This window comes from Citrobacter sp. wls826, assembly GCF_005281245.1.
GTDB lineage: Bacteria > Pseudomonadota > Gammaproteobacteria > Enterobacterales > Enterobacteriaceae > Citrobacter > Citrobacter braakii.
Genome location: NZ_SZWS01000053.1, coordinates 21,495 through 45,164, shown reverse-complemented (window position 1 = coordinate 45,164; position 23,670 = coordinate 21,495). Strand labels below are relative to the sequence as shown.

General features: G+C 49.4%; 25 protein-coding genes. 12 read left to right on the top strand and 13 right to left on the bottom strand.

Annotation, left to right across the window (positions count from 1 at the left end; genetic code table 11):
• Nucleotides 1-4: 4 nt before the first annotated feature.
• From FDW87_RS12680 to rfaQ, 5 genes are all read right to left on the bottom strand, one after another.
• Nucleotides 5-1,018 carry a UDP-glucose--(galactosyl) LPS alpha1,2-glucosyltransferase gene (locus FDW87_RS12680; protein WP_019078047.1) on the bottom strand — a complete coding sequence of 338 codons (1,014 nt, stop codon included), beginning with the start codon at nt 1,016-1,018 and terminating at the stop codon, nt 5-7.
• Between the two features lie 90 nt (nt 1,019-1,108).
• Nucleotides 1,109-2,119, bottom strand: a complete 1,011-nt coding sequence (gene waaO, locus FDW87_RS12675) for a lipopolysaccharide 3-alpha-galactosyltransferase (RefSeq protein WP_029139713.1) — start codon at nt 2,117-2,119, stop codon at nt 1,109-1,111.
• A 74-nt stretch (nt 2,120-2,193) separates the two neighbouring features.
• Nucleotides 2,194-2,991 carry a lipopolysaccharide core heptose(I) kinase RfaP gene (gene rfaP, locus FDW87_RS12670; protein ID WP_137379814.1) on the bottom strand — a complete coding sequence of 266 codons (798 nt, stop codon included), beginning with the start codon at nt 2,989-2,991 and terminating at the stop codon, nt 2,194-2,196.
• Nucleotides 2,984-4,108, bottom strand: a complete 1,125-nt coding sequence (locus FDW87_RS12665) for a glycosyltransferase family 4 protein (protein ID WP_019078044.1) — start codon at nt 4,106-4,108, stop codon at nt 2,984-2,986. The genes rfaP and FDW87_RS12665 overlap by 8 nt, the downstream gene beginning before the upstream one ends.
• A complete protein-coding gene (gene rfaQ, locus FDW87_RS12660) occupies nt 4,105-5,175 on the bottom strand; it encodes a lipopolysaccharide core heptosyltransferase RfaQ (protein WP_075205757.1) in 1,071 nt (356 codons plus the stop codon). The genes FDW87_RS12665 and rfaQ overlap by 4 nt, the downstream gene beginning before the upstream one ends.
• Nucleotides 5,176-5,572: 397 nt before the next feature.
• On the opposite strand from rfaQ, the gene waaA reads away from it, so the two are divergent.
• Entirely contained in the window at nt 5,573-6,850 is a 1,278-nt protein-coding gene (waaA, locus tag FDW87_RS12655) for a lipid IV(A) 3-deoxy-D-manno-octulosonic acid transferase (RefSeq protein ID WP_016154983.1), read from the top strand.
• Between the two features lie 8 nt (nt 6,851-6,858).
• On the top strand, nt 6,859-7,338 hold the full coding sequence (gene coaD / locus FDW87_RS12650) for a pantetheine-phosphate adenylyltransferase (RefSeq protein ID WP_047358802.1): 480 nt from the start codon (nt 6,859-6,861) through the stop codon (nt 7,336-7,338).
• A gap of 47 nt (nt 7,339-7,385) precedes the next feature.
• Here the strand turns inward: coaD and mutM are convergent, their stop codons facing one another.
• The 4 genes from mutM to radC form a co-directional block, all read right to left on the bottom strand.
• Nucleotides 7,386-8,195 carry a bifunctional DNA-formamidopyrimidine glycosylase/DNA-(apurinic or apyrimidinic site) lyase gene (gene mutM / locus FDW87_RS12645; protein ID WP_137379813.1) on the bottom strand — a complete coding sequence of 270 codons (810 nt, stop codon included), beginning with the start codon at nt 8,193-8,195 and terminating at the stop codon, nt 7,386-7,388.
• A 98-nt stretch (nt 8,196-8,293) separates the two neighbouring features.
• Nucleotides 8,294-8,461, bottom strand: a complete 168-nt coding sequence (rpmG, locus tag FDW87_RS12640; protein WP_003024094.1) for a 50S ribosomal protein L33 — start codon at nt 8,459-8,461, stop codon at nt 8,294-8,296.
• Between the two features lie 20 nt (nt 8,462-8,481).
• The gene (gene rpmB / locus FDW87_RS12635; protein WP_003024071.1) at nt 8,482-8,718 is read right to left on the bottom strand and encodes a 50S ribosomal protein L28; all 237 of its coding nucleotides are present in this window, start codon (nt 8,716-8,718) and stop codon (nt 8,482-8,484) included.
• Between the two features lie 276 nt (nt 8,719-8,994).
• On the bottom strand, nt 8,995-9,660 hold the full coding sequence (gene radC / locus FDW87_RS12630; RefSeq protein WP_016154986.1) for a DNA repair protein RadC: 666 nt from the start codon (nt 9,658-9,660) through the stop codon (nt 8,995-8,997).
• Between the two features lie 172 nt (nt 9,661-9,832).
• On the opposite strand from radC, the gene coaBC reads away from it, so the two are divergent.
• The 3 genes from coaBC to slmA all read left to right on the top strand — a co-directional run bounded on the left by coaBC (nt 9,833) and on the right by slmA (nt 12,202).
• Nucleotides 9,833-11,053, top strand: coding sequence for a bifunctional phosphopantothenoylcysteine decarboxylase/phosphopantothenate--cysteine ligase CoaBC (gene coaBC, locus FDW87_RS12625; protein ID WP_137379846.1), 1,221 nt, complete (start codon nt 9,833-9,835; stop codon nt 11,051-11,053).
• Nucleotides 11,031-11,489, top strand: coding sequence for a dUTP diphosphatase (gene dut / locus FDW87_RS12620; RefSeq protein ID WP_170975111.1), 459 nt, complete (start codon nt 11,031-11,033; stop codon nt 11,487-11,489). Before coaBC ends, dut begins: the two co-directional genes overlap by 23 nt.
• A gap of 116 nt (nt 11,490-11,605) precedes the next feature.
• Nucleotides 11,606-12,202 carry a nucleoid occlusion factor SlmA gene (gene slmA, locus FDW87_RS12615; RefSeq protein WP_016154989.1) on the top strand — a complete coding sequence of 199 codons (597 nt, stop codon included), beginning with the start codon at nt 11,606-11,608 and terminating at the stop codon, nt 12,200-12,202.
• An 87-nt stretch (nt 12,203-12,289) separates the two neighbouring features.
• Here the strand turns inward: slmA and pyrE are convergent, their stop codons facing one another.
• On the bottom strand, nt 12,290-12,931 hold the full coding sequence (pyrE, locus tag FDW87_RS12610) for an orotate phosphoribosyltransferase (protein WP_016157763.1): 642 nt from the start codon (nt 12,929-12,931) through the stop codon (nt 12,290-12,292).
• A 65-nt stretch (nt 12,932-12,996) separates the two neighbouring features.
• On the bottom strand, nt 12,997-13,713 hold the full coding sequence (gene rph, locus FDW87_RS12605; RefSeq protein WP_016154991.1) for a ribonuclease PH: 717 nt from the start codon (nt 13,711-13,713) through the stop codon (nt 12,997-12,999).
• A 125-nt stretch (nt 13,714-13,838) separates the two neighbouring features.
• Between rph and FDW87_RS12600 the strand changes: the two genes are divergently transcribed.
• Nucleotides 13,839-14,702: a YicC/YloC family endoribonuclease gene (locus FDW87_RS12600; protein ID WP_019078038.1), complete on the top strand. Its 864-nt coding sequence runs from the start codon at nt 13,839-13,841 to the stop codon at nt 14,700-14,702.
• A gap of 101 nt (nt 14,703-14,803) precedes the next feature.
• Here FDW87_RS12600 and FDW87_RS22505 read toward each other — a convergent pair whose 3' ends face one another.
• On the bottom strand, nt 14,804-15,244 hold the full coding sequence (locus tag FDW87_RS22505; RefSeq protein ID WP_019078037.1) for a hypothetical protein: 441 nt from the start codon (nt 15,242-15,244) through the stop codon (nt 14,804-14,806).
• An 802-nt stretch (nt 15,245-16,046) separates the two neighbouring features.
• On the opposite strand from FDW87_RS22505, the gene FDW87_RS12590 reads away from it, so the two are divergent.
• Complete coding sequence (locus FDW87_RS12590) at nt 16,047-16,664, top strand: trimeric intracellular cation channel family protein (RefSeq protein WP_003024049.1); 618 nt, start codon at nt 16,047-16,049, stop codon at nt 16,662-16,664.
• Here the strand turns inward: FDW87_RS12590 and ligB are convergent.
• On the bottom strand, nt 16,661-18,340 hold the full coding sequence (ligB, locus tag FDW87_RS12585; protein WP_047415769.1) for an NAD-dependent DNA ligase LigB: 1,680 nt from the start codon (nt 18,338-18,340) through the stop codon (nt 16,661-16,663). The two genes, FDW87_RS12590 and ligB, sit on opposite strands and share 4 nt — an antisense overlap.
• Before the next feature lie 261 nt (nt 18,341-18,601).
• Between ligB and gmk the strand changes: the two genes are divergently transcribed.
• The 5 genes from gmk to FDW87_RS22500 form a co-directional block, all read left to right on the top strand.
• Nucleotides 18,602-19,225 (top strand): guanylate kinase, encoded by a 624-nt coding sequence (gene gmk / locus FDW87_RS12580; RefSeq protein ID WP_019078035.1) that lies wholly within the window; start codon nt 18,602-18,604, stop codon nt 19,223-19,225.
• 54 nt (nt 19,226-19,279) lie between these two features.
• On the top strand, nt 19,280-19,555 hold the full coding sequence (rpoZ, locus tag FDW87_RS12575; protein ID WP_000135058.1) for a DNA-directed RNA polymerase subunit omega: 276 nt from the start codon (nt 19,280-19,282) through the stop codon (nt 19,553-19,555).
• An 18-nt stretch (nt 19,556-19,573) separates the two neighbouring features.
• Nucleotides 19,574-21,688, top strand: a complete 2,115-nt coding sequence (gene spoT / locus FDW87_RS12570) for a bifunctional GTP diphosphokinase/guanosine-3',5'-bis pyrophosphate 3'-pyrophosphohydrolase (RefSeq protein ID WP_003024038.1) — start codon at nt 19,574-19,576, stop codon at nt 21,686-21,688.
• A 10-nt stretch (nt 21,689-21,698) separates the two neighbouring features.
• On the top strand, nt 21,699-22,388 hold the full coding sequence (trmH, locus tag FDW87_RS12565) for a tRNA (guanosine(18)-2'-O)-methyltransferase TrmH (protein WP_016155007.1): 690 nt from the start codon (nt 21,699-21,701) through the stop codon (nt 22,386-22,388).
• A 5-nt stretch (nt 22,389-22,393) separates the two neighbouring features.
• On the top strand, nt 22,394-23,670 hold a 1,277-nt coding region (locus tag FDW87_RS22500), incomplete at its 3' end, for an ATP-dependent DNA helicase RecG (RefSeq protein ID WP_252363154.1).

The window sequence follows — 23,670 nt, the reverse complement described above, 5'->3', positions numbered from 1 at the left end:
ACCATTACATTGTTTTATATTTAATTGCTGCGATCAGGCCTGGAATTATTTTATTTTGATAAAGAAGGTGTTTATATTCTTCTCTATATTCGTGCTTTTGTTTTGCAACTTGATAAGGCTGATTCTTCCATGGTGACTTCTCATATACTGTGCGGAAAAATTGTGCTGAGGAATAGTCAGCCCACTCGTGCCATGGTTTTGTTACACCAGTATAATGAATAAATACTGTCTCTTCATTAATCACTGATTTATAGTAATTTTTATTTTTAATCTCAAACTCAGACTTCAATGAATAAATTGAGTTATATTTCCTCGGTAGTAATACCGCATGATGCAAAAACATGATATTTAAAATATCCTGGTCAGGATATTTTACTCTGGAAACTATACTTTCATCTGACAATAGTTCGAAGAATTTTTTCGTTAAATTAGAGTTAAGCCATTGCTGCAAGTTTATATACATGACACCCGAGTTAAAGTAGTTGCCTTTAAACTCAGGATTATGTAGACGCTCTGCACTTTTATCCTGCATTGAATCAACATCTACTACAACCGCACCATATTCCCCATCAAATTTCAGTGCGGCAAGATCCTCTAAAGAGCCTTTACACGTAATATCAGCATCAAGATATAGCAGTCGATCTAATCGTTCAGAAAAATAATCAAATGAAAGCAAGCGATAGTATATTGACACTGGCCATATATTTGTTTTAGGTAGTGACACCAGCGGTTCAGAATCAATATGATATAGCTTAATAACTGTTTTATACTGTTCTGCTAATTGTGTCAAAAGTACAATATATTCTTGATCTAAATAATCCGCAATAATATGAAAAGTAAAATTAATATTACTCTCTTTATTATTTTCAAGGATTGATGCAATAGAAATTGCCGCGCCAGTTTGGTAATTTTTATCGATTCCCCATGAGATATTAAAAGTGTCACGATCATCACATGGTGTAACACGTCTGTCTAACTCAATAATATCTTTGAAGTTAGTTAATCTTTTGAAGTCCAAGTTAATTACCTTTAATTATTTCAGCTATATTTTCCAGCGGCTAAGATATGCATTGCTGTTGATTATTTTAACAATGTACTTAGCCAGCAGTTAACCTTTCAACTTGGTCAGATAATAATTAAAGTAGTTACACAGTCCCTGAACGTATAACCCTTGTTTAAATTTATGCTTTGCACAATATCTGAATTGATTGCTATTGGTCGGTTTGAGAAGCGCTACTGAATGCCAGGGCGAGGCCTCTTTCGCAACTAAAAAACTCTTCGATACCGGATAGTTGGACCACTCATGCCAGGGTTTTGTCGGTCCCACATAATGAATGAAGACAGTTTCATTATTCACAGGATTGACTACTGTATCTTTCAGTTCATAATTAATGCTAAAGCGTGTATTGTATTTACCATTGATAAAAGTTACTTTTCCGGCTAACAATACATTAAGGACATCTTGATCAAGATGAGTTATTCTTTCCACCCATTCTGGAACTCGCAACATTTCGATGGCTCGGGAAGAGATATTATTACTGTGCCATGCATTGATGTTGATAAGTAAGAATCCAGCATTAAAGTATCCGGTGATTAATTCTGGAGTGGCCAGCGTTACAGAACGATTATGCCACCATTCGGAATCTCTTTCCGTTACAACGACAGCGATCTCATCTGCGGAAAACTTATAATCGACCAGTTCTCGTACACTACCCTGGCAAGCAATATCAGCATCCAGGTATAATAATTTATCTATTTTATTATAGAAATAATCTGCAATAACAAAACGGAAGTATGTTGCATAAGTCCAGTTTTTTGTACTAGGTAAGTCTTTTAATTTATTGCAATCAATTAGGTAAACTTTGATACAGGATTGATATTGTTTAGCAAGATCGGCGAATCTGGCTTTATCACTCTCATCGAAATAATCAGTAAATATATGAAATGTGAAATCGATTTTTTTATTCGACAATAATACAGAGGCTATTGATACACCGCAGCCAAATAAAAAATTCCTGTCAATACCATAACCGATATTAAAACAGTCTGCAGAAGCATTTTCCCGAAAATCGTACTCAAAAACAGAAAGGATAACTTCTTTATCGCTAAATTGAGACATTTGACTCTTACCAATTTTTGAGAAATAGACCATGTTCTCACATGATGCATTTCAAATAGTTCAGGATAAATTAATCACAGAGATTTACGGATTGTTCTTTCGCGTATTTTATTAGCTTTAACCTGAGCTTCCTTGAACAAATCAGCCTCCTGACTTAGGATGCTTTTCAACGGCAACTCGCAATAGATGCGTAGAAATCTATAAATATCACGCTGGGTTAATCCAATGTTCATGGACGAAAAATAGAGACCGATTAAGTCCTTATCGCGCCAGCGTTGGGGAACAGTCGACCGAATCTGAGCACGGTGCAAATCAATCACTGAAATCTTGAGATCGTCCTCATGCCCTGAAAAAGGCAGATGTAATAAAAAGTGGCAAATATAGCAATCGCGATGATTGATACCACCAGCATGCATCTTACGCACCATGGTGGCAACACGATCAATAATTATACGCTTCACTTTCACATCGGGAGAATTTGTGGCCCAATCAGCACAGTAATCTTCTAAGCTGATAGTTGGTGTGAGATCCTCAGTAATAATAAACGAGGTTTTAGTCAGTGGATTCAACCCTTTCTCACCAAATCCCACGCCTGTCATTGTATCCACACCTAACTGACTCAGGCGATGAATGGCATTCCATTCTCTATCAGCACCTAATACTGGCATGCGTAATGAAAGTAGGTTTTTAACAATCTCTTTCAGAGAAGTGCCTCTGTGCCATTTTAAAAAATAGCTTTTACCCGTTAGTTCAAATCGTAGAGTACGGCGAGTCTCCAGTTCTCTGAATACTTCACCTTGTAAATTTTTAACTTCTTCAAATGCATCTTTCCCGCGCCATAGTGTGGCTAACGGTTCTTTTAATTCAACCATCTAAACCACCCGTAATCATATCCGCAGCTTTCTCCGGTAGGCTGTATAAATCTTGCGTATCCGCATAGTGTCGTGCATTTGCCCTCCATTCCGAACACAATGAAGGCTCTACCAGCGCTTTACGTAAGGCTTCATTCAGCGTTTCTTGCCGGAATGGTTCTGCAATTGCCATTCCACAATTAGCATCAACAATATAATGCGCGTAACCGCATACGGCCGTGGTCAACACCGGCAGCCCGGCAGTGATTGCTTCTAGTAAAACAATACCTGCCGCCTCCTGATAAGCTGGATGCATCAATATATCAGCCGCAGCCATTAATTCTGCAACATCATTACGGCCAGAGTAGAAATGGACATTACTGCGTACGCCAAGTTTTTCCGCCAGCGCCTCAAATTTTCTCGGTCTGTCTTGTCCAACAACATACAGTAGCGTATTAGTTCGAAGCGTTTCTGGTAACGAGGCCAGTGCACGTATTGAACGATCCACACCTTTACGAGTGAAATCAGAGCCTACCTGCAATAATAGATTTTGTTGCTCTGTTATACCGTTTTTCTGGCGATAAACTTCACGGCTATTCGGAATCTGCTGGCTATACTTCCTGTCTGGATAAATCCCTGGAGGAAGAATATGAAATCGTTGAGCTTCTGTCTGATAGTGTTTCTGAAAATCAGCAATCTGCTTATCAGTTAGCATTAATAGCTGCGTCGGTTTACCCTGCTCAAACGTCGCGCGTTCAAACGCTGCATAGTGCCGATATCGTGAAGTTAACCGATAGAGGAAACCTTTTTCTTGTGCCACTTTCTCGGCATAGCAAACGTCAGCAGCATAGTAGAGATCCAGCCCTGGCATTTTATTAAAACCAACTACCCGATCGACAGGGTGCTGAAGTAAATGTGCCTGGACCCAGGAACAATACTCCGCATTGCGACCATGGTTTGTCCGGGACTTGACCGGTACAAGAACCAATTCAAAAACGTCAGGACACTCACCTTCCCAGGACTGCGTATAGACACGAACATGGTGACCACGTGCCGCTACAGTTTGCGCAATGCGCATAAAATCACGCTGTAACCCACCGAATGGGAAGTATTTATACAAACAGAAAGCAACAATCATACGGGACTCCCCGCTTGTGGCGGCACAAGTCTACCCGGTAATAATTTATCGATAGCAGCAATAACATCGTCAGCGGGAATCACCGAAAGATACATTTCATTGCGATCGCGCTGCTCGCGTGGAGGCATCGGACGATAATCACCAGCCCAAAATTGAATCATCTGCTTTGACCATGGTCGCCAAAAATTATGATCCGTTGCGCCAAACAGGCATATCAATGGTGTATCAACCGCAGCAGCAATGTGTCCCGGAGCAGAGTCCACCCCAATAAACAACTGCGCATGATCGATGACCGCTCCTAGCTCGGGGAAGCTCATCTTTCCCGCCAGCGCAGTAACGGGCCTTTCTTTGCAACCTTGTGCAATTTCATTCACGCAAGCCAGATCGTCTTCGCCTGGGCCAGAGGTCACAACTACCTCCAAACCACGCTGGTGTAAGGCGTCAATTACCTGTGAAAACTTTTCGTTATTCCAGCATTTGAAGCGTTGGCGTGCCGTTGGTTGAATTACAACATATTCATCACCAACCCCAGCCCGATTTAATTCTGTGCGCATACGTTCCCAGCTATCCGGAGGATAGCTCATTGTTGTATGCGTAATAGTCGATTTAAGTTTCAACGGGGCCAGCACAGACAGATTGCTTTCCACCACATTTTCACCGCTAAGCGGAGCCAGACATGTAAAACTATTTTTCCAAAAAGAAGATTGCCGATGTGCATAATCTTGAGAGATTTTGATTGGCGCGTTCAGTAACCGCATCAGTATCGCAACCATCCACTGATCGGTAAGGTTTACAACTAAATCATACCCATTCGCGCGCAACGTTCCGATCAGGTGCAGAAAATTAGTAATTTTATCAGTTACTTTTGTCTTTTTATTTTTAATACCATAAAGGGCATTAATTTCTGGGTTTTCCGACAAAATTGGGATGGTATCCTGATAGAGAAGCACGTCGATTTTCGCATCAGGATAGTTCTGCTTTAGCGTACTAATGACCGGAGTTGTTAACAACATATCTCCGTGAAAACGCATTTTTATGACCAGAATTCTATTAATTGGCTTATCCACAAGCGGCTCTTTTATCGTGAGTGTCCGGTAAAGTTAAGCAGAAAAAAGCACGCTACCGCCCCAGGCTCAACAGCTACCTGATTACTGATATCGCACTGATTTTTTACGCGCTAGTGTATCACTTCTTTCGCCATGTTCCGACTCGAATAATTCTTGCACAGCCAATGATTTTAAAACATATAAATCAATGAATTAAGATGTTCAGACCTTTTGATTTTTAGCCCTCTATCTCGACTAAACCGGAAAATATCAACAGAAAACGTAAAGATGCAAAAGATGCTGGTACCCTGGACATCCCCCGCGAGGGACGCTATTTAATTTAAAAATAGGAAAAGTATTGGTAAAGCCACAGCTAAATACATAGAATCCCCAGCACATTCATAAGTCAGCTACCATTATGCTCGAATTGCTTTACACCGCCCTTTTCTACCTTATTCAGCCTTTGATCTGGGTACGGCTTTGGGTGCGCGGACGTAAGGCTCCGGCCTACCGTAAACGCTGGGGTGAACGCTACGGCTTTTACCGCCGTCCGCTAAAACCAGGCGGCATCATGCTTCATTCGGTTTCCGTGGGCGAAACGCTGGCAGCTATCCCATTAGTCCGCGCTCTGCGACATCGTTACCCCGACTTGCCGATCACGGTCACCACCATGACGCCAACCGGTTCCGAGCGCGTACAATCCGCTTTTGGCCCTGACGTTCAGCATATTTATCTGCCATACGATTTACCGGATGCCCTAAACCGTTTCCTGAATAAAGTTGACCCCAAGCTGGTGCTAATTATGGAAACCGAGCTGTGGCCGAATCTGATCGCGGCACTGCATAAGCGCCATATTCCGCTGGTCATTGCCAATGCACGTCTTTCCGCTCGCTCAGCTGCTGGCTACGCTAAATTAGGTAAATTTGTTGGCAGGCTACTGCGCCGAATTACGTTGATTGCCGCCCAGAACGAAGAAGATGGCGCTCGTTTTATCACGCTTGGTGCCAGAAGCAATCAGGTCACCGTTACCGGTAGCCTGAAGTTTGATATTTCCGTCACGCCGCAGCTGGCCGCAAAAGCGATTACATTGCGCCGTCAATGGGCACCTCACCGCCCGGTATGGATTGCAACCAGCACGCACGACGGCGAAGAAAGCATTATCATTGCCGCCCATCAGGCGTTATTAAACCAGTTCCCTAATCTTTTACTGATTCTGGTACCCAGACATCCTGAACGGTTCCCGGATGCCATTAACCTCGTACGCCAGGCTGGGCTAAGCTATACGACACGTTCTTCAGGCGAAGTTCCGTCATCAGGAACCCAGGTCGTAATCGGCGACACCATGGGCGAGTTGATGTTGCTGTACGGCATTGCCGACCTTGCTTTTGTTGGCGGTTCGCTGGTTGAACGCGGTGGACACAACCCACTGGAAGCCGCGGCGCACGCCATTCCGGTACTGATGGGGCCACATACTTTTAATTTTAAAGATATTTGCGCCCGCCTCGAACAGGCAAGCGGATTGATCACCGTCACCGACGCAACTACGCTGGTGAAAGAGGTCTCTTCTTTACTGACCGATGCAGATTATCGTAATTTTTATGGCCGTCACGCAGTTGAAGTTCTGTATCAAAATCAGGGCGCGCTTCAGCGTCTGCTGCAGCTGCTGGAACCTTATCTGCCACCCAAAACGCATTGAGGCAAGTCATGCAAAAACGGGCGATTTATCCAGGAACCTTTGATCCCATTACTAACGGCCACATCGATATCGTGACAAGAGCGACAAGCATGTTCGATCACGTAATCCTGGCAATTGCCGCAAGTCCCAGTAAAAAACCGATGTTTACTCTGGAAGAGCGCGTTGAGCTGGCACAACAGGCAACGGCGCATCTCGGTAATGTGGAGGTTCTGGGATTCAGCGACCTGATGGCAAACTTTGCCCGCGATAATCAGGCTAACATTCTGATCCGTGGCCTGCGTGCGGTAGCTGATTTTGAGTATGAAATGCAGCTGGCCCATATGAACCGTCATCTGATGCCACAACTGGAAAGCGTCTTTCTGATGCCGTCTAAAGAGTGGTCATTTATCTCATCGTCACTGGTGAAAGAAGTTGCCCGCCACCAGGGTGACGTAGCGCACTTTCTGCCGGAAAACGTTCATCAGGCATTATTGAGTAAACTGAAGTAATGCGTCTGGCCGGATGAGGCATACGCTACGTCCGGCCAATAATGGTGTTATTTCTGACAGCGACGGCAATAAAACGTTGTGCGCTGAGCGTGTTTTGTCGCAATGATTGGCGCGCCGCATACGCGACAGGGTTCACTTTCTCTCCCATAGACCTGCAGCTCCTGGGCAAAATAACCCGGCTTACCGTCGCTTTGCAGAAAGTCCTTCAGCGTGGTCCCGCCCTGCTCGATAGAACGCAGCAAAACCGCCTTGATAACGCGCACCAGCAGTTCGCACTCATCCTGCGACAAAGATGACGCCAGACGGTCAGGATGGATACCAGCCGCAAACAGCGACTCGCTGGCATAGATGTTTCCCACCCCCACGACCAGCTTGTTATCCATCAGCCAGGGTTTAATCGCAGTTTTCTTCTTCGCACATTTCTGCTGCAGATAACCAGCATTGAAATCGTCGCTCAGCGGCTCAGGGCCAAGATGGGCGAGGACATTATGCCCATCCAGCTCTTTAGTCCACAGCCAGGCGCCAAAACGACGCGGATCGGTATAGCGCAGGACTTTGCCGTTACTCATCACTAAGTCGACGTGGTCATGTTTTTCTGCCGGAAGCTCTTCAGAAAGGATACGCAAACTACCCGACATCCCCAGGTGAATGATTACCCAGCCATCTGATAGCTCCAGCAGCAGGTATTTCGCGCGCCGCTGTACGCTCAGGACAGGTTTATCACTCAGACGATAGATTTCCTCTGATACTGGCCAACGCAAACGACCGTTACGCACAGTCGCGTGCATAATCGTTGCCCCCACCAGATGCGGCTCAATACCGCGGCGGCTGGTTTCGACTTCAGGTAATTCAGGCATAGTATCTCCGGCGGTGTATCAGGTCTCATTAATATGGGGACGGCCAGAAAACAAAAAACCCCGCCGAGGCAGGGTTTTTCTTTACATCAAAGCGGAAATTATTTGATTTTCGCTTCTTTGTATAAAACGTGCTGACGAACAACTGGATCGAACTTTTTCAGCTCCAGTTTTTCCGGCTTAGTACGTTTGTTCTTCGTGGTGGTATAGAAGTGACCAGTACCAGCAGAAGAAACCAGCTTGATTTTCTCACGAATACCTTTAGCCATGATTTATTTCCTCTTAGTACTTAGTACTTTTCGCCACGGGCACGCAGTTCAGACAGAACTGTTTCGATGCCTTTCTTATCAATAACACGCATACCTTTAGCAGATACACGCAGGGTGACAAAACGCTTCTCGCTCTCAACCCAAAAACGGTGAGAGTGCAGGTTAGGCAGGAAACGGCGTTTAGTCGCGTTCAGTGCGTGGGAACGGTTGTTACCGGTCACCGGACGCTTGCCAGTAACTTGGCAGACTCGGGACATGTCTATTCTCCAAAAATCAAATTAGCTCGAGCTTCGTATGGGGTATTGGCGCCTCGTCAGGCTTCTCAGCCCGGTTATCGCAGTTCAATACACTAAATCTTTCATCGTTGCCTCGTCATTGGACGCAACAAGAATGATTTTGCGTATTTGCGAACTCTCGATTGCCAGGCCCAAATGCCAAACCCGAGATTCTCAAAGGTGGCGTAGTATACGCTGAGTCAGCGATGTGCTCAAGTCCCGAACAGACAAAGATCCCGATGGATCGCGTAAAGTGCGTTAAATCCAACCGCGTTCCGCAAAAGAAACGTACTCTCCGCGCCCAATGACCAGATGATCAAGCACCCGGATATCCATGAACTGACAGCATTTCACAACACGCTCGGTGATGAGTTTATCTGCTTTGCTCGGCTCTGCACACCCCGAAGGGTGATTATGTGCAAGGATCACCGCAGAAGCATTCATTTTTATCGCTTCGCGGACAATTTCTCGCGGATGCACTTCAACGTGGCTTAGCGTTCCGGAAAAAAGTTTACGGTGTTTAATCACGCGATGTTGAGAATCCATAAAGATCACATAAAAGATCTCGCGTTCCTCTTGCGAAAGCTGGCTTTGCAGAAATTCACGCGCCATTTCCGGGCTAAGTATCGCACGCTCCTCTATCACCTGTACGTTGTAGTAGCGCCTTGCCAGCTCCACTATTCCCTTCAACTGTGCGTACTTCGCGATACCGATGCCCTGAACATAGCTGAAATCCATGTAATCAGCAGACAACAGGCCATACAACGAATCAAAATGCTGAAGCATCTCTTTCGCCAGCGTAAGCACATCTTTACCCAGTATCCCGGTGCGTAGAAAAAGAGCCAGTAGCTCTACGTCGGTCAGCGAACTGGCCCCCTGCGCCAACAGCTTTTCCCTAGGCATTATACGTCCTGTATTTTCCATGCTTTTCCCCTCCTTTCGCGTCCGCATAGTGGCATAACGCCAGCGGCGAATCGACGCTCTGTTTTCACTTCTTCGTAGAGCCTCGCAAACTGGAGCGCGGGCAAAAGCACGACACATTGCGGATTGTGATAAAATATCCGCCTTCTGGTGAAACCCAACAGGAAAGATCATGATGAGCCTGGCCGGTAAAAAAATCGTACTTGGCGTCAGTGGCGGGATTGCTGCGTACAAAACCCCTGAGCTGGTGCGTCGTTTACGGGAACGCGGCGCAGACGTCCGCGTGGCGATGACCGAAGCAGCAAAAGCGTTTATTACTCCTCTGAGCTTACAGGCGGTTTCGGGCTATCCCGTTTCCGACAGCCTGCTTGACCTCGCAGCCGAAGCCGCGATGGGCCACATTGAGCTGGGGAAATGGGCCGATTTGGTTATACTGGCCCCTGCGACGGCAGACCTGATTGCCCGCGTTGCCGCAGGTATGGCCAACGATCTGGTGTCTACGATCTGTCTGGCAACGCCAGCGCCTGTTGCCGTGCTGCCGGCTATGAACCAGCAGATGTACCGCGCTGCCGCAACCCAACACAATCTGGGCATTCTTGCCTCGCGCGGTTTGCTCATTTGGGGTCCTGACAGCGGTAGTCAGGCATGTGGTGATGTCGGTCCTGGACGTATGCTGGATCCGTTAACAATTGTGGATATGGCGGCAGAACATTTTTCACCTGTCAAAGATCTGCAACATCTCAACATCATGATTACAGCAGGCCCGACGCGTGAACCGCTTGATCCCGTGCGTTATATTTCCAACCACAGCTCCGGGAAAATGGGATTTGCTATCGCGGCCGCTGCCGCAAAACGCGGGGCAAACGTCACGCTGGTATCAGGTCCGGTTTCGTTACCTACACCGCCTTTTGTCCAGCGCATTGATGTGATGACCGCGCTGGAAATGGAAGCCGCCGTGCAATCTGCGGTGCAACAACAGCATATTTTTATCGGCTGCGCCGCAGTCGCTGATTATCGCGCTGAAACTGTCGCCAGTGAAAAAATCAAAAAACAGGCAACGCAGGGTGATGAATTAACAGTAAAAATGGTCAAAAACCCGGACATCATCGCTGGTGTTGCCGCACTGGATGCTAATCGTCCTTTTGTCGTTGGGTTTGCCGCCGAAACAAATAATGTGGAAGAATATGCCCGGCAAAAACGCATCCGCAAAAACCTTGATGTGATCTGTGCGAACGACGTTTCGCTGTCTACTCAAGGATTTAACAGCGACAGCAACGCATTACACCTTTTTTGGCAGGATGGAGATAAAGTCTTACCGCTTGAGCGCAAAGAACTCCTGGGCCAATTATTACTCGACGAGATCGTGACCCGTTATGATGAAAAAAATCGACGTTAAGATTCTGGACCCGCGCGTAGGGCAACAATTTCCGCTCCCGACGTACACCACTTCTGGTTCTGCCGGACTTGACCTGCGTGCCTGTCTTGATGACGCCGTAGAACTGGCGCCTGGCGCAACAACGCTGGTGCCAACCGGGTTAGCTATCCACATTGCCGATCCTTCTCTTGCGGCGGTGATGCTCCCGCGCTCCGGGCTGGGCCATAAGCACGGGATCGTACTGGGCAATCTGGTCGGTTTGATTGATTCCGACTACCAGGGCCAGCTGATGGTTTCAATCTGGAACCGTGGTCAGGACAACTTTACTATTGAACCGGGCGAACGTATCGCGCAGATGGTATTTGTACCGGTCGTCCAGGCTGAATTTAATTTGGTGGAAGAGTTTGAAGCCACCGATCGTGGCGAAGGTGGCTTCGGCCATTCCGGGCGCAAGTAACCCGCAGAAAAGTATCTCACAGCGTAATAACGCAATAACACACCGCAAACACCCGTTTGCGGTCGCTGTGTGGATGCCTGCCTGGCAAGAGCTTATTTTCAGGGGTATTTTGTAACATGGTAGAAAAGCAAACTGCGAAAAGGAATCGTCGCGAAGAAATACTTCAGTCTCTGGCACTGATGCTTGAGTCCAGCGATGGTAGCCAACGCATCACGACAGCTAAACTGGCGGCCTCTGTGGGCGTTTCCGAAGCGGCCTTGTATCGCCATTTTCCCAGCAAGACCCGCATGTTCGATAGCCTGATTGAGTTTATCGAAGATAGTCTGATTACCCGTATCAATCTGATTTTGAAAGATGAAAAGGACACTAACGCGCGATTGCGTCTGATCGTACTGCTGATTTTAGGGTTCGGTGAACGTAATCCTGGCCTGACGCGAATTCTGACCGGACACGCGTTGATGTTCGAGCAAGACCGTCTGCAAGGCCGTATTAACCAGCTTTTTGAGCGAATTGAGGCGCAGTTACGCCAGGTTCTGCGAGAAAAAAGAATGCGTGAAGGTGAAGGCTACACCGTGGATGAAACGCTGCTGGCCAGCCAGTTACTGGCTTTCTGCGAAGGTATGCTGTCCCGGTTTGTACGTAGCGAATTTAAATACCGTCCAACGGATGATTTCGACATCCGCTGGCCGTTGGTTGCCGCTCAATTGCAGTAACACCGTTGTTGGATGGCGACCTCGCCTATTTTGCCTACGAACCCCGCGGTGCGTAGGCTGGATAAGCGCAGCGCCATCCGGCAGTTCTTATACGCCGTACGCTTCGCGATACGCCCGTACTGCGGCCAGATGTTCTGCCATTTCTGGTTTTTCTTCCAGATACGCAATCAGATCTTTCAGGGTAATGATAGAAATCACCTTGCAGCCATAATCGCGTTCCACTTCCTGAATCGCTGAAATCTCGCCGCGACCGCGTTCCTGACGATCGAGAGAAATCAGTACCCCCGCCAGCGTGGCACCGTTAGCCTGAATAATTTCCATCGACTCACGAATAGCCGTACCTGCGGTGATAACATCATCCACCAGCATTACACGCCCCTCAAGTGCGCTACCTACCAGATTACCGCCTTCACCGTGGGTCTTCGCCTCTTTACGGTTAAAGCAGTACGGCAAATCTTTATCGTGGTGTTCCGCCAGCGCAACAGCCGTGGTGGTCGCAATCGGGATACCTTTGTAGGCCGGACCAAACAGCAAATCGAACTCAATACCGGAATCCATCAGCGCTTCGGCATAAAAACGGCCTAACAGAGCCAGGCAGCGCCCGGTATTAAACAGCCCGGCGTTGAAGAAATAGGGGCTTTTACGCCCGGATTTCAGCGTAAACTCGCCAAACTTTAGTACCTGCTTGCTAAGCGCAAACTCAATAAACTGGCGCTGATACGGTTTCATGGATTCGCTCCTCATCTCACTTTATTACAGACAAAAAAAAGGCGACTCATCAGTCGCCTTTAAAATCAATTTTCTAACGCCGCCTTCTGCGTCGTTACAATGGATTCGATTCCCCCTCGGGCTAACGCCAGTAGGGTGAGAAGTTCTTCATGGCTGAACGGCTCGCCTTCTGCCGTGCCCTGCACCTCTATAATGCGTCCGTCTTCAGTCATCACCACGTTCATGTCGGTTTCTGCGGCAGAGTCTTCAACATATTCGAGGTCACAGAGCGCCTCACCGTTCACAATGCCCACGGAAACCGCGGCGACCATCCCTTTCATCGGGTTAGTTTTCAGTTTACCGCTCGCTACCAGCTTGTTCAGCGCATCAGCCAACGCCACACATGCGCCGGTAATTGATGCAGTGCGCGTACCGCCATCTGCCTGAATAACATCGCAGTCCAGCGTAATAGTGAATTCACCGAGCGTCTTCAGATCAACCGCGGCGCGCAGCGCACGAGCGATCAGACGCTGGATTTCCATGGTACGACCGCCCTGCTTACCTTTCGCCGCTTCTCGGGCGTTACGGGTGTGCGTGGCGCGTGGCAGCATTCCATATTCTGCGGTGATCCAGCCCTGGCCCTGACCTTTCAGAAAACGCGGTACGCCTTCATCAATAGAGGCGGTACACAGCACTTTGGTATCACCAAATTCGACCAGCACGGAGCCTTCAGCGTGTTTTGTATAATTACGGGTCAGGGTGACGGGACGCACCTGGTTGGCACTACGACCTGCTGGACGCATGATAAAATCTCCGGCTTGAAACGAATGTGGCTGCGCATTATACGGACTTCCGACTGTTATTCCTATCCTGACAAGACGTGGATGGCTATAATCCTCCCATCTCATCTTTAAAAACAGGAACGTCTATGATCCGCAGCATGACCGCCTACGCCCGGCGTGAAATCAAGGGTGAATGGGGTAGCGCTACCTGGGAAATGCGCTCGGTAAACCAGCGTTATCTGGAAACTTATTTTCGCCTGCCGGAACAGTTCCGTAGTCTTGAACCCGTTGTTCGCGAACGCATACGCACGCGTCTGACGCGCGGTAAAGTCGAGTGTACGCTGCGTTTTGAGCCTGATGCCAGCGCCCAGGGCGAGCTGATTCTAAATGAAAAGCTCGCTAAACAGCTCGTTAGCGCTGCTAACTGGGTCAAAATGCAGAGTGATGAAGGTGAAATTAACCCAGTTGATATCCTGCGCTGGCCAGGCGTAATGGCTGCCCAGGAGCAAGATCTGGACGCCATTGCCGCCGAGATCCTCGCCGCGCTTGACGGTACGCTGGATGACTTCATCGTCGCGCGTGAAACCGAAGGTCAGGCGCTGAAAGCGCTGATCGAGCAGCGTCTGGAAGGCGTCAGCACTGAAGTCGCTAAAGTGCGTGCACATATGCCGGAAATTCTGCAATGGCAGCGTGAGCGTCTGGTAGCCAAACTGGAAGACGCCCAGGTGCAACTGGAGAATAACCGCCTTGAGCAAGAACTGGTGCTGATGGCGCAGCGCATAGATGTAGCAGAAGAGTTAGATCGTCTGGAAGCCCACGTCAAAGAAACCTACAACATTCTGAAGAAAAAAGAGGCTGTTGGCCGCCGTCTGGACTTCATGATGCAGGAATTCAACCGTGAGTCGAACACTCTTGCATCCAAGTCTATCAATGCCGAGGTGACTAATTCCGCAATTGAACTGAAGGTATTGATCGAGCAAATGCGCGAGCAGATTCAGAATATCGAGTAATTTTGCGTACCATGCCTATGCTATCGTAACGTACTAGATAGCCTGCTCAATGCAGGCTATCCGTACCGCCAGTAAGTGCTGATTGATATAAAATTGAATACTTATTTATCTGGCATATATTTGTCGTTATAAATACTCTTCAGAATATCAACCCGAACAGCATTACTGCTGTTCATATTCACGACTGTCAGTACTTCATCGGATCCCCTGAGGCGCCAGCATTCTGCCTCAACATCGCATTTTACCTGTTTTTCATAGCCCGCCATTGAGAGATACTTACTAATCCTCCCCGTATCCCTGGTATCATGGAACGTCACACTCCATACATCAGCCTTAGGACCAGAAATGTTCGTATAATTAAAGTCATACACTTGGGATATTCTCGGCATTTTTTTTAAAACTTGGGGAGTGTAATAATCATATTTGGCTTTATCAAACTCTGTATATTGTGCGTTACCTGCAAGTCTCATTTTAATATTAGGCCAGAAATAAGAGCTGCATATAGCTATTACCATCAGCACTATTATGACTGCCTGTTTCATATGTTTCCCTTTTTTACCAGTTAACGATCGTTCCATCTCTGGAAACTATTTTAACGTTACCAGAACTAAAATCGCTGTAAGGTATCACTGTTCTCATGAATGCTCGCCTTGGTGCATATCCGAGAGTAACTTTCTGACATCATCTCCTCGGGCATGTCCCATATCTATCCAACCCAAAACTTCGGTGTATATTATCCCGCTTCTTAAATTTCCAGCCTCTCTGCCATCCTGAATTTCTTCTCTTACGCTCATACCTGGCATTCCAACGCACTAAATGCTGAAGATTTTGCTGTAAATGCACCCATCCACATAGAAGCGATAGCTGAGGAAGTCATTTTTCAGAATAGAAGCCGCTGAATATCAGACTTTACTCAGAATAACTTCCCCAATGACATCTGGAGTGTAGTGGTTCTAAGAAATATCATTTTTGCAGCGCACCAAAGCACATACCACACCTACTAATCTCTCGCTGCAACATTCAAGGTATGACTGAAATACGAACCGGAGTGTCAATTTGTCCAGTGGTCGAGGGTGATAGTTTGGGTGAAATATGATACGTAGCCCACCCATAAACGACGGGGCTACGTGTTTTTCCCAACACTTCGGTTGTGACCCATCCAGTTCGAATTATATTTTCTCATCATTTATTGTCACTATTCATAAAGTAAAGCGCATGCCATAACGCATTTACAGCAAAATCACATTAGCTGTAGTTATTAAAATCGCTTCACCTTAGAAAATCTCAATCGTGACAATGCGCACAAATCGTTAACCTTAGCCCCAGCAAATCAGGGGGGAATACATGCTGTTACACGTTTTATATTTAATTGGTATTACTGCCGAAGCCATGACCGGTGCGCTTGCGGCTGGGCGTCGCCGTATGGATACATTTGGCGTCATTATCATTGCCACCGCGACGGCCATTGGCGGCGGCTCGGTACGCGACATTCTTCTCGGCCACTATCCGCTCGGCTGGGTAAAGCACCCTGAATACGTCATTATCGTGGCGACCGCTGCGGTACTCACCACCATTATTGCCCCCGTCATGCCCTATCTGCGTAAAATATTCCTCGTCCTGGATGCGCTGGGCCTGGTGGTCTTTTCTATTATTGGTGCCCAGGTGGCACTGGATATGGGTCATGGACCGATTATTGCCGTGGTCGCTGCGGTCACTACCGGGGTCTTTGGTGGTGTATTACGTGACATGTTCTGCAAACGCATCCCGTTAGTATTCCAGAAAGAACTGTATGCCGGCGTTTCATTTGCCGCTGCTGTGCTGTATATCGTGCTGCAACATTATGTCTCCAGCCACGATGTGGTGGTGATCTCTACCCTGCTCTTTGGCTTTACCGCCCGACTGCTGGCGCTACGCCTGAAGTTGGGGCTGCCGGTATTTTACTATCGCCATGAAGGCCATTAAGGCATAAAGCCCGTGATCCGCTGAGCAGCTAACCAGTTGCTCAGCGCTGTGATCTCTTTATCCTCCAGCCACTGAATAACCTGTCGTGCCCGTCGCTCCCCCATGAAAGGAAGTTGCCGCCAGCTTTGTTCACTGCGTTCCCGTAACTGCTGCCACGATCCATCCCGACTGGCATTCAACGTTGCCTGTGTTAACGGTATTCCCATGGCAATCACCCAGCGCGTAAATGGAAGATGGCGTGACAGATTGAACTGATGCCACAGCTTCCCCCCTTTGTTCACGCCAAATGTGGACTGTAGCTGCTCCTGCGTTAATCCAAGCCAGGAAAAGATATGTTCAAAGCGATACGTCTGATGTAGCTCCCGCCATCCCGCCTCGCCCATACCCTCCAGCCCTAACACATCTTTGGCCCCCAGCCAGACGAGCCTGGCAACAAACTGTTCCTGACACTCCGCTGTGGCATAAAAACAAGTTAGTGAATTGAAGCGCCCCTCAGGTGGTGCTGGCTTATTACGCTGGGTGCTGCGCCAGACCACCTCATCTATACGGGGAATCCCCTGTCCGGCCAGACTTATCAGAATCTGATCGCCAGGCGCAATATCCCATTCATTCCAGCGCCGTACTGAGCCAATATTGACGCGCTGCACCCGCTTATCATCCAGCATGACGGGGACCAGCAATGCAACCACCGCAATTTTCCCGCTTTTGCCAACGGAAAACTGAATACCCGTCACCTCAGATACCCTGGCCACGGGAGGATATTTCCACGCTGCCAGCCAGTCTCCCTGTCCGGGTAGCCAGTATTGCGCCCGCGGTTCTTTTCCCGTTCGCACCACCACACCATCCGTCACAAAAGGTAACGCTGAAGTCCACCACCTGGCGCGCGCCTTCTCGACGTCATCCGCACTCTTCACGGCCTGAGTATATCGTTGCGTGAAACTGAACCCGGCAGCAGTGAGTTGCTCAAGTCTTTCCGACATGGCAACTGGACCATCAGGCCAGGCCCAGATAAAAATAGCCAGCGAGCGTAACATTTCCGGGTTGCTCTGGCGCATCATCATTCCAGCAACCTTTGAGCGGGCGTTCATTCCCCCTCTCTGCTGCTGAATATGCCCTTGTTGCTGCAAAAATATCTCCCCCTGCAACGTACTGTTAGAAAGCAGCCCGCTGGTAGTACGTGGAACGGAAGGGATCTGAAGAACCTTTTGCGTCCAGTCTTCGCCTTTCAGACCGTTACCACGGCTAATCGCCCGTATCAGATTTCCATTGCGATAAACCAGCGTGACCGCCACGCCATCCACCTTCGGCTGCACCCAGAGATCGCTACGAGCATGCATCCATTGCTGTAGCGCTTGCTTATCGGCAAGTTTTCGAACTCCCGTGTGGGGAACGGTGTGCGAGACGGTTCCACTTATTGGGGGCGCAGATAGATCTGGTGGGGCTTCATCGCCAAAACAGCGCTGCCACTGGATGAGCTGCGCATTGAGCTGGTCATAAACGGCGTCGTCTACGACACTTTCCCCTTGTTTCCAGTAACTGTCATTCCACTGTGTTATCTGCTGCTGTAGTCGTGAAATTTCCTCTTGTGCCCTGGCAGGCGACCAGACGGGGCATACCGCCCATGAGGGTAGATACCACATTAGCAAAACCAGCCCTATGCATTTCCATAATCCCATGCTATCTCCGCTGAACAGTACGTTTCCCGGCAGATATAACGCGAATTGAAATGGAAACAGAGCGGCAAAAAATCATCCTGCGAGCAACGTTCCTGACATTTGCACGAATTGCTGCAAATCGCGGATAAAACAGGAAACTGGTACGCAAAACGCAATAAACATGCGCAAAAAGTGTGACAAGGGCTACGTCACATAGCGGCTACGTGTATAATAAGCCCGTATGTAGGCTCTCTTTCGACAATCACATACATTAAGATACTCATGGCTCAAGGCACGCTTTATATTGTTTCTGCCCCCAGTGGCGCGGGTAAATCCAGCCTGATTCAGGCTTTATTAAAGACCCAACCGTTGTATGACACCCAGGTTTCTGTTTCGCACACCACGCGCGCACCGCGCCCGGGGGAAGTGCACGGTGAACACTATTTTTTTGTGAACCATGACGAATTCAGAACCATGATTGGCAGAGACGCGTTCCTGGAACACGCTGAGGTTTTCGGTAATTACTACGGCACCTCGCGTGAGACCATTGAGCAAGTATTAGCATCCGGCGTAGACGTCTTTTTAGATATCGACTGGCAAGGTGCGCAGCAAATTCGTCAAAAAATGCCGCATGCGCGCAGTATTTTTATTTTGCCGCCATCTAAGATTGAGCTGGATCGCCGTCTTCGTGGCCGCGGTCAGGATAGCGAAGACGTGATCGCAAAACGTATGGCGCAAGCTGTTGCAGAAATGAGCCATTACGCCGAATATGATTATCTTATTGTGAATGATGATTTCGATACCGCCCTGGGCGATTTGAAAACTATCATTCGCGCCGAACGTCTGCGCATGAGCCGCCAAAAGCAGCGTCATGACGCTTTAATCAGCAAACTGTTGGCAGACTGAACCCACATTCAGTATCATGCCCAGTCATTTCTTCACCTGTGGAGCATTTTAAGTATGGCACGCGTAACTGTTCAGGACGCTGTAGAGAAAATTGGTAACCGTTTTGACCTGGTACTGGTCGCCGCGCGTCGCGCTCGTCAGATGCAGGTAGGCGGAAAGGATCCGCTCGTACCGGAAGAAAACGATAAAACTACCGTTATCGCGCTGCGCGAAATCGAAGAAGGTCTGATCAACAACCAGATCCTCGACGTGCGTGAGCGCCAGGAACAGCAAGAGCAGGAAGCCGCTGAATTACAAGCCGTTACCGCTATTGCTGAAGGTCGTCGTTAATCACAAAGCGGGTCGCCCTTGTATCTGTTTGAAAGCCTGAATCAACTGATTCAAAACTACCTGCCGGAAGACCAGATTAAGCGTCTTCGGCAGGCGTATCTCGTTGCACGTGACGCTCACGAGGGCCAGACACGTTCAAGCGGTGAACCCTATATCACGCACCCGGTAGCGGTAGCCTGCATTCTGGCCGAGATGAAACTCGACTATGAAACGCTGATGGCTGCACTGCTGCATGACGTGATTGAAGATACCCCTGCCACCTACCAGGACATGGAACAGCTTTTTGGTAAAAGCGTTGCTGAACTGGTAGAAGGGGTGTCGAAACTTGATAAGCTTAAGTTTCGCGATAAGAAAGAGGCGCAAGCTGAAAACTTTCGCAAGATGATTATGGCGATGGTGCAGGATATCCGCGTCATTCTCATCAAACTCGCTGACCGTACCCACAACATGCGCACGCTGGGCTCATTACGCCCGGACAAGCGTCGCCGCATCGCCCGTGAAACCCTCGAAATCTATAGTCCGCTGGCACACCGTTTAGGTATTCATCACATTAAAACCGAGCTGGAAGAGCTGGGTTTTGAAGCGCTGTACCCGAACCGCTATCGCGTGATTAAAGAAGTGGTTAAAGCCGCTCGTGGCAACCGCAAAGAGATGATCCAAAAAATCCTCTCGGAAATCGAAGGGCGTTTACAGGAGGCAGGCATTCCGTGTCGCGTAAGTGGCCGCGAGAAGCACCTGTACTCTATTTACTGCAAAATGGTGCTCAAAGAGCAGCGTTTTCACTCCATCATGGATATCTACGCTTTTCGCGTTATCGTTCATGATTCCGATACCTGTTATCGCGTACTCGGCCAGATGCACAGCCTGTACAAACCTCGTCCTGGTCGCGTGAAAGACTATATCGCCATTCCGAAAGCTAACGGATATCAGTCTTTGCACACCTCAATGATCGGCCCTCACGGCGTCCCGGTTGAAGTACAGATTCGTACCGAAGACATGGACCAGATGGCAGAGATGGGTGTAGCAGCGCACTGGGCTTACAAAGAGCACGGCGGCGAAAGCAGCACCACCGCACAAATCCGCGCTCAACGCTGGATGCAGAGCCTGCTGGAACTGCAGCAGAGCGCCGGTAGCTCGTTTGAATTTATTGAAAGCGTCAAATCTGATCTCTTCCCGGATGAGATTTATGTTTTCACACCGGAAGGGCGCATTGTCGAACTGCCTGCCGGTGCAACGCCTGTCGACTTCGCCTACGCCGTGCATACCGATATCGGTCACGCCTGCGTCGGCGCACGCGTCGACAGACAACCTTACCCGCTTTCGCAGCCGCTCTTTAGCGGACAGACCGTTGAGATTATTACCGCTCCGGGCGCCCGTCCGAATGCAGCGTGGCTCAACTTCGTCGTCAGTTCGAAAGCGCGCGCAAAAATTCGCCAACTGCTGAAAAACCTCAAGCGCGATGATTCCGTCAGTCTGGGTCGTCGACTGCTCAACCATGCCTTAGGCGGTAGCCGTAAACTGGCTGAGATCCCGCCAGAGAGCATCCAGCGTGAGCTTGAACGCATGAAGCTCGCCACGCTTGACGATCTGCTCGCGGAAATCGGTCTGGGTAACGCCATGAGCGTGGTGGTAGCGAAAAACCTCCAGCAGGGCGAAGCAACGGCAAACGTGCCAGCGCAATCTGGTCACGGTCATCTGCCGATCAAAGGCGCAGATGGCGTGCTGATCACCTTCGCGAAATGCTGTCGTCCGATTCCTGGCGATCCAATCATTGCCCACGTCAGCCCGGGTAAAGGTCTGGTGATTCACCATGAATCCTGCCGTAACATTCGTGGCTATCAAAAAGAGCCAGAGAAGTTTATGGCGGTGGAATGGGATAAAGAGACAGAGCAGGAGTTCATCACCGAGATTAAGGTGGATATGTTTAACCACCAGGGTGCTCTGGCGAACCTGACGGCGGCAATCAACACGACCACCTCCAACATTCAAAGTCTGAATACGGAAGAGAAAGATGGCCGCGTCTATAGCGCCTTTATTCGCCTGACCGCTCGCGATCGCGTGCACCTGGCGAATATCATGCGCAAAATCCGCGTCATGCCGGACGTGATAAAAGTCACCCGTAACCGTAACTAGAACACGTTTTATGAATACTCAACGTTATGCACGTATTTGCGAGATGCTCGCACGTCGTCAGCCCGATCTGACCGTCTGCATGGAGCAGGTCCACAAACCTCATAACGTTTCTGCAATCATTCGTACTGCAGACGCGGTCGGCGTGCATGAAGTCCACGCCGTCTGGCCTGGTAGCCGTATGCGCACCATGGCCTCTTCTGCCGCAGGCAGCAACAGTTGGGTACAGGTGAAGACTCACCGCACTATTGGCGATGCGGTCACACATTTAAAAAGCCAGGGTATGCAGGTTCTGGCAACACATCTGTCAGATAAAGCCGTGGATTTTCGCGAGATTGATTACACGCGCCCCACCTGCATCCTGATGGGCCAGGAGAAAACCGGCATCACTCAGGAAGCGTTGGATCTGGCGGATCAGGACATCATCATTCCCATGACTGGCATGGTGCAATCGCTGAACGTTTCGGTCGCCTCCGCGCTGATTCTGTACGAAGCACAGCGCCAGCGGCAAAACGCCGGCATGTACCGACGAGAAAACAGCATGCTGGCGCAAGATGAGCAGCAGCGTTTGCTGTTTGAAGGCGGTTATCCGGTGCTGGCGAATGTCGCTAAGCGCAAAGGTCTTCCCTACCCCCACGTAAACACGCAGGGCGAAATTGAAGCCGATGCAACGTGGTGGGCCACTATGCAATCTGCGAGATAAACGCGATGAAAGGCCGTTTACTGGATGCCATCCCACTCAATTCTCTGACCGGCGTTGGCGCAGCGCAAAGCAGTAAACTGGCGAAAATTGGCCTGCACACCGTGCAGGACCTTCTGCTCCACCTCCCTCTGCGTTACGAAGACCGCACGCACCTGTACCCGATTGGCGAACTGCTGCCGGGCGTTTACGCCACCGTAGAAGGCGAAGTGCTGAACTGCAATATCACCTTCGGCGGACGCCGGATGATGACCTGTCAGATCAGTGATGGCTCCGGCATTCTCACCATGCGCTTTTTCAACTTCAGCGCCGCAATGAAAAATAGTCTCGCCACCGGTCGCCGGGTGCTGGCCTATGGCGAAGCCAAACGCGGAAAATACGGCGCAGAGATGATCCACCCGGAGTATCGCGTGCAGGGCGATCTCAGCACGCCGGAATTACAGGAAACGCTCACACCGGTGTATCCAACCACCGAAGGCGTGAAGCAGGCCACGCTGCGCAAACTGACCGATCAAGCGCTGGACCTGCTCGATACCTGCGCCATTGCCGAACTGCTACCGCCAGAGTTGTTGCAAGGCATGATGAGCCTGCCGGAAGCTCTGCGCACATTGCACCGTCCACCGCCGTCACTGCAGTTGAGCGATCTGGAAACCGGTCAGCATCCAGCACAGCGACGTCTGATTCTGGAAGAACTGCTGGCGCATAACCTCAGCATGCTGGCACTACGCGCCGGGGCGCAACGTTTCCACGCCCAGCCGCTGCTCGCAAACAACGCGCTGAAAGATAAGCTGCTGGCGGCTCTACCGTTTAAACCCACCGGCGCCCAGGCCCGCGTTACCGCTGAGATCGAACGCGATATGGCACTGGATGTCCCTATGATGCGTCTGGTGCAGGGCGATGTCGGCTCCGGCAAAACGCTGGTTGCGGCGCTGGCCGCCCTACGTGCCATCGCACATGGTAAGCAAGTTGCGCTGATGGCCCCCACCGAACTGCTGGCTGAACAGCACGCCAATAACTTCCGCAACTGGTTCGCGCCACTGGGTATTGAAGTTGGCTGGCTGGCAGGTAAACAGAAAGGCAAAGCGCGCCTGGCACAGCAGGAAGCTATCGCCAGCGGTGAGGTGCAGATGATTGTCGGCACGCACGCAATTTTCCAGGAACAGGTGCAGTTCAACGGACTGGCACTGGTTATCATCGACGAACAGCACCGTTTTGGCGTACATCAGCGCCTGGCGCTGTGGGAGAAAGGTCAGCAGCAGGGTTTCCATCCACACCAGCTAATCAT

Excerpts from the sequence above, each read along its gene's own strand:
- waaO (WP_029139713.1), bottom strand. The coding sequence starts at position 2,119 with ATGTCTCAATTTAGCGATAAAGAAGTTATCCTTTCTGTTTTTGAGTAC.
- rfaP (WP_137379814.1), bottom strand. The coding sequence starts at position 2,991 with ATGGTTGAATTAAAAGAACCGTTAGCCACACTATGGCGCGGGAAAGAT.
- FDW87_RS12665 (WP_019078044.1), bottom strand. The coding sequence starts at position 4,108 with ATGATTGTTGCTTTCTGTTTGTATAAATACTTCCCATTCGGTGGGTTA.
- waaA (WP_016154983.1), top strand. The coding sequence starts at position 5,573 with ATGCTCGAATTGCTTTACACCGCCCTTTTCTACCTTATTCAGCCTTTG.
- coaD (WP_047358802.1), top strand. The coding sequence starts at position 6,859 with ATGCAAAAACGGGCGATTTATCCAGGAACCTTTGATCCCATTACTAAC.
- mutM (WP_137379813.1), bottom strand. The coding sequence starts at position 8,195 with ATGCCTGAATTACCTGAAGTCGAAACCAGCCGCCGCGGTATTGAGCCG.
- rpmG (WP_003024094.1), bottom strand. The coding sequence starts at position 8,461 with ATGGCTAAAGGTATTCGTGAGAAAATCAAGCTGGTTTCTTCTGCTGGT.
- rpmB (WP_003024071.1), bottom strand. The coding sequence starts at position 8,718 with ATGTCCCGAGTCTGCCAAGTTACTGGCAAGCGTCCGGTGACCGGTAAC.
- radC (WP_016154986.1), bottom strand. The coding sequence starts at position 9,660 with ATGGAAAATACAGGACGTATAATGCCTAGGGAAAAGCTGTTGGCGCAG.
- coaBC (WP_137379846.1), top strand. The coding sequence starts at position 9,833 with ATGAGCCTGGCCGGTAAAAAAATCGTACTTGGCGTCAGTGGCGGGATT.
- dut (WP_170975111.1), top strand. The coding sequence starts at position 11,031 with ATGATGAAAAAAATCGACGTTAAGATTCTGGACCCGCGCGTAGGGCAA.
- slmA (WP_016154989.1), top strand. The coding sequence starts at position 11,606 with ATGGTAGAAAAGCAAACTGCGAAAAGGAATCGTCGCGAAGAAATACTT.
- pyrE (WP_016157763.1), bottom strand. The coding sequence starts at position 12,931 with ATGAAACCGTATCAGCGCCAGTTTATTGAGTTTGCGCTTAGCAAGCAG.
- rph (WP_016154991.1), bottom strand. The coding sequence starts at position 13,713 with ATGCGTCCAGCAGGTCGTAGTGCCAACCAGGTGCGTCCCGTCACCCTG.
- FDW87_RS12600 (WP_019078038.1), top strand. The coding sequence starts at position 13,839 with ATGATCCGCAGCATGACCGCCTACGCCCGGCGTGAAATCAAGGGTGAA.
- FDW87_RS22505 (WP_019078037.1), bottom strand. The coding sequence starts at position 15,244 with ATGAAACAGGCAGTCATAATAGTGCTGATGGTAATAGCTATATGCAGC.
- FDW87_RS12590 (WP_003024049.1), top strand. The coding sequence starts at position 16,047 with ATGCTGTTACACGTTTTATATTTAATTGGTATTACTGCCGAAGCCATG.
- ligB (WP_047415769.1), bottom strand. The coding sequence starts at position 18,340 with ATGGGATTATGGAAATGCATAGGGCTGGTTTTGCTAATGTGGTATCTA.
- gmk (WP_019078035.1), top strand. The coding sequence starts at position 18,602 with ATGGCTCAAGGCACGCTTTATATTGTTTCTGCCCCCAGTGGCGCGGGT.
- rpoZ (WP_000135058.1), top strand. The coding sequence starts at position 19,280 with ATGGCACGCGTAACTGTTCAGGACGCTGTAGAGAAAATTGGTAACCGT.
- trmH (WP_016155007.1), top strand. The coding sequence starts at position 21,699 with ATGAATACTCAACGTTATGCACGTATTTGCGAGATGCTCGCACGTCGT.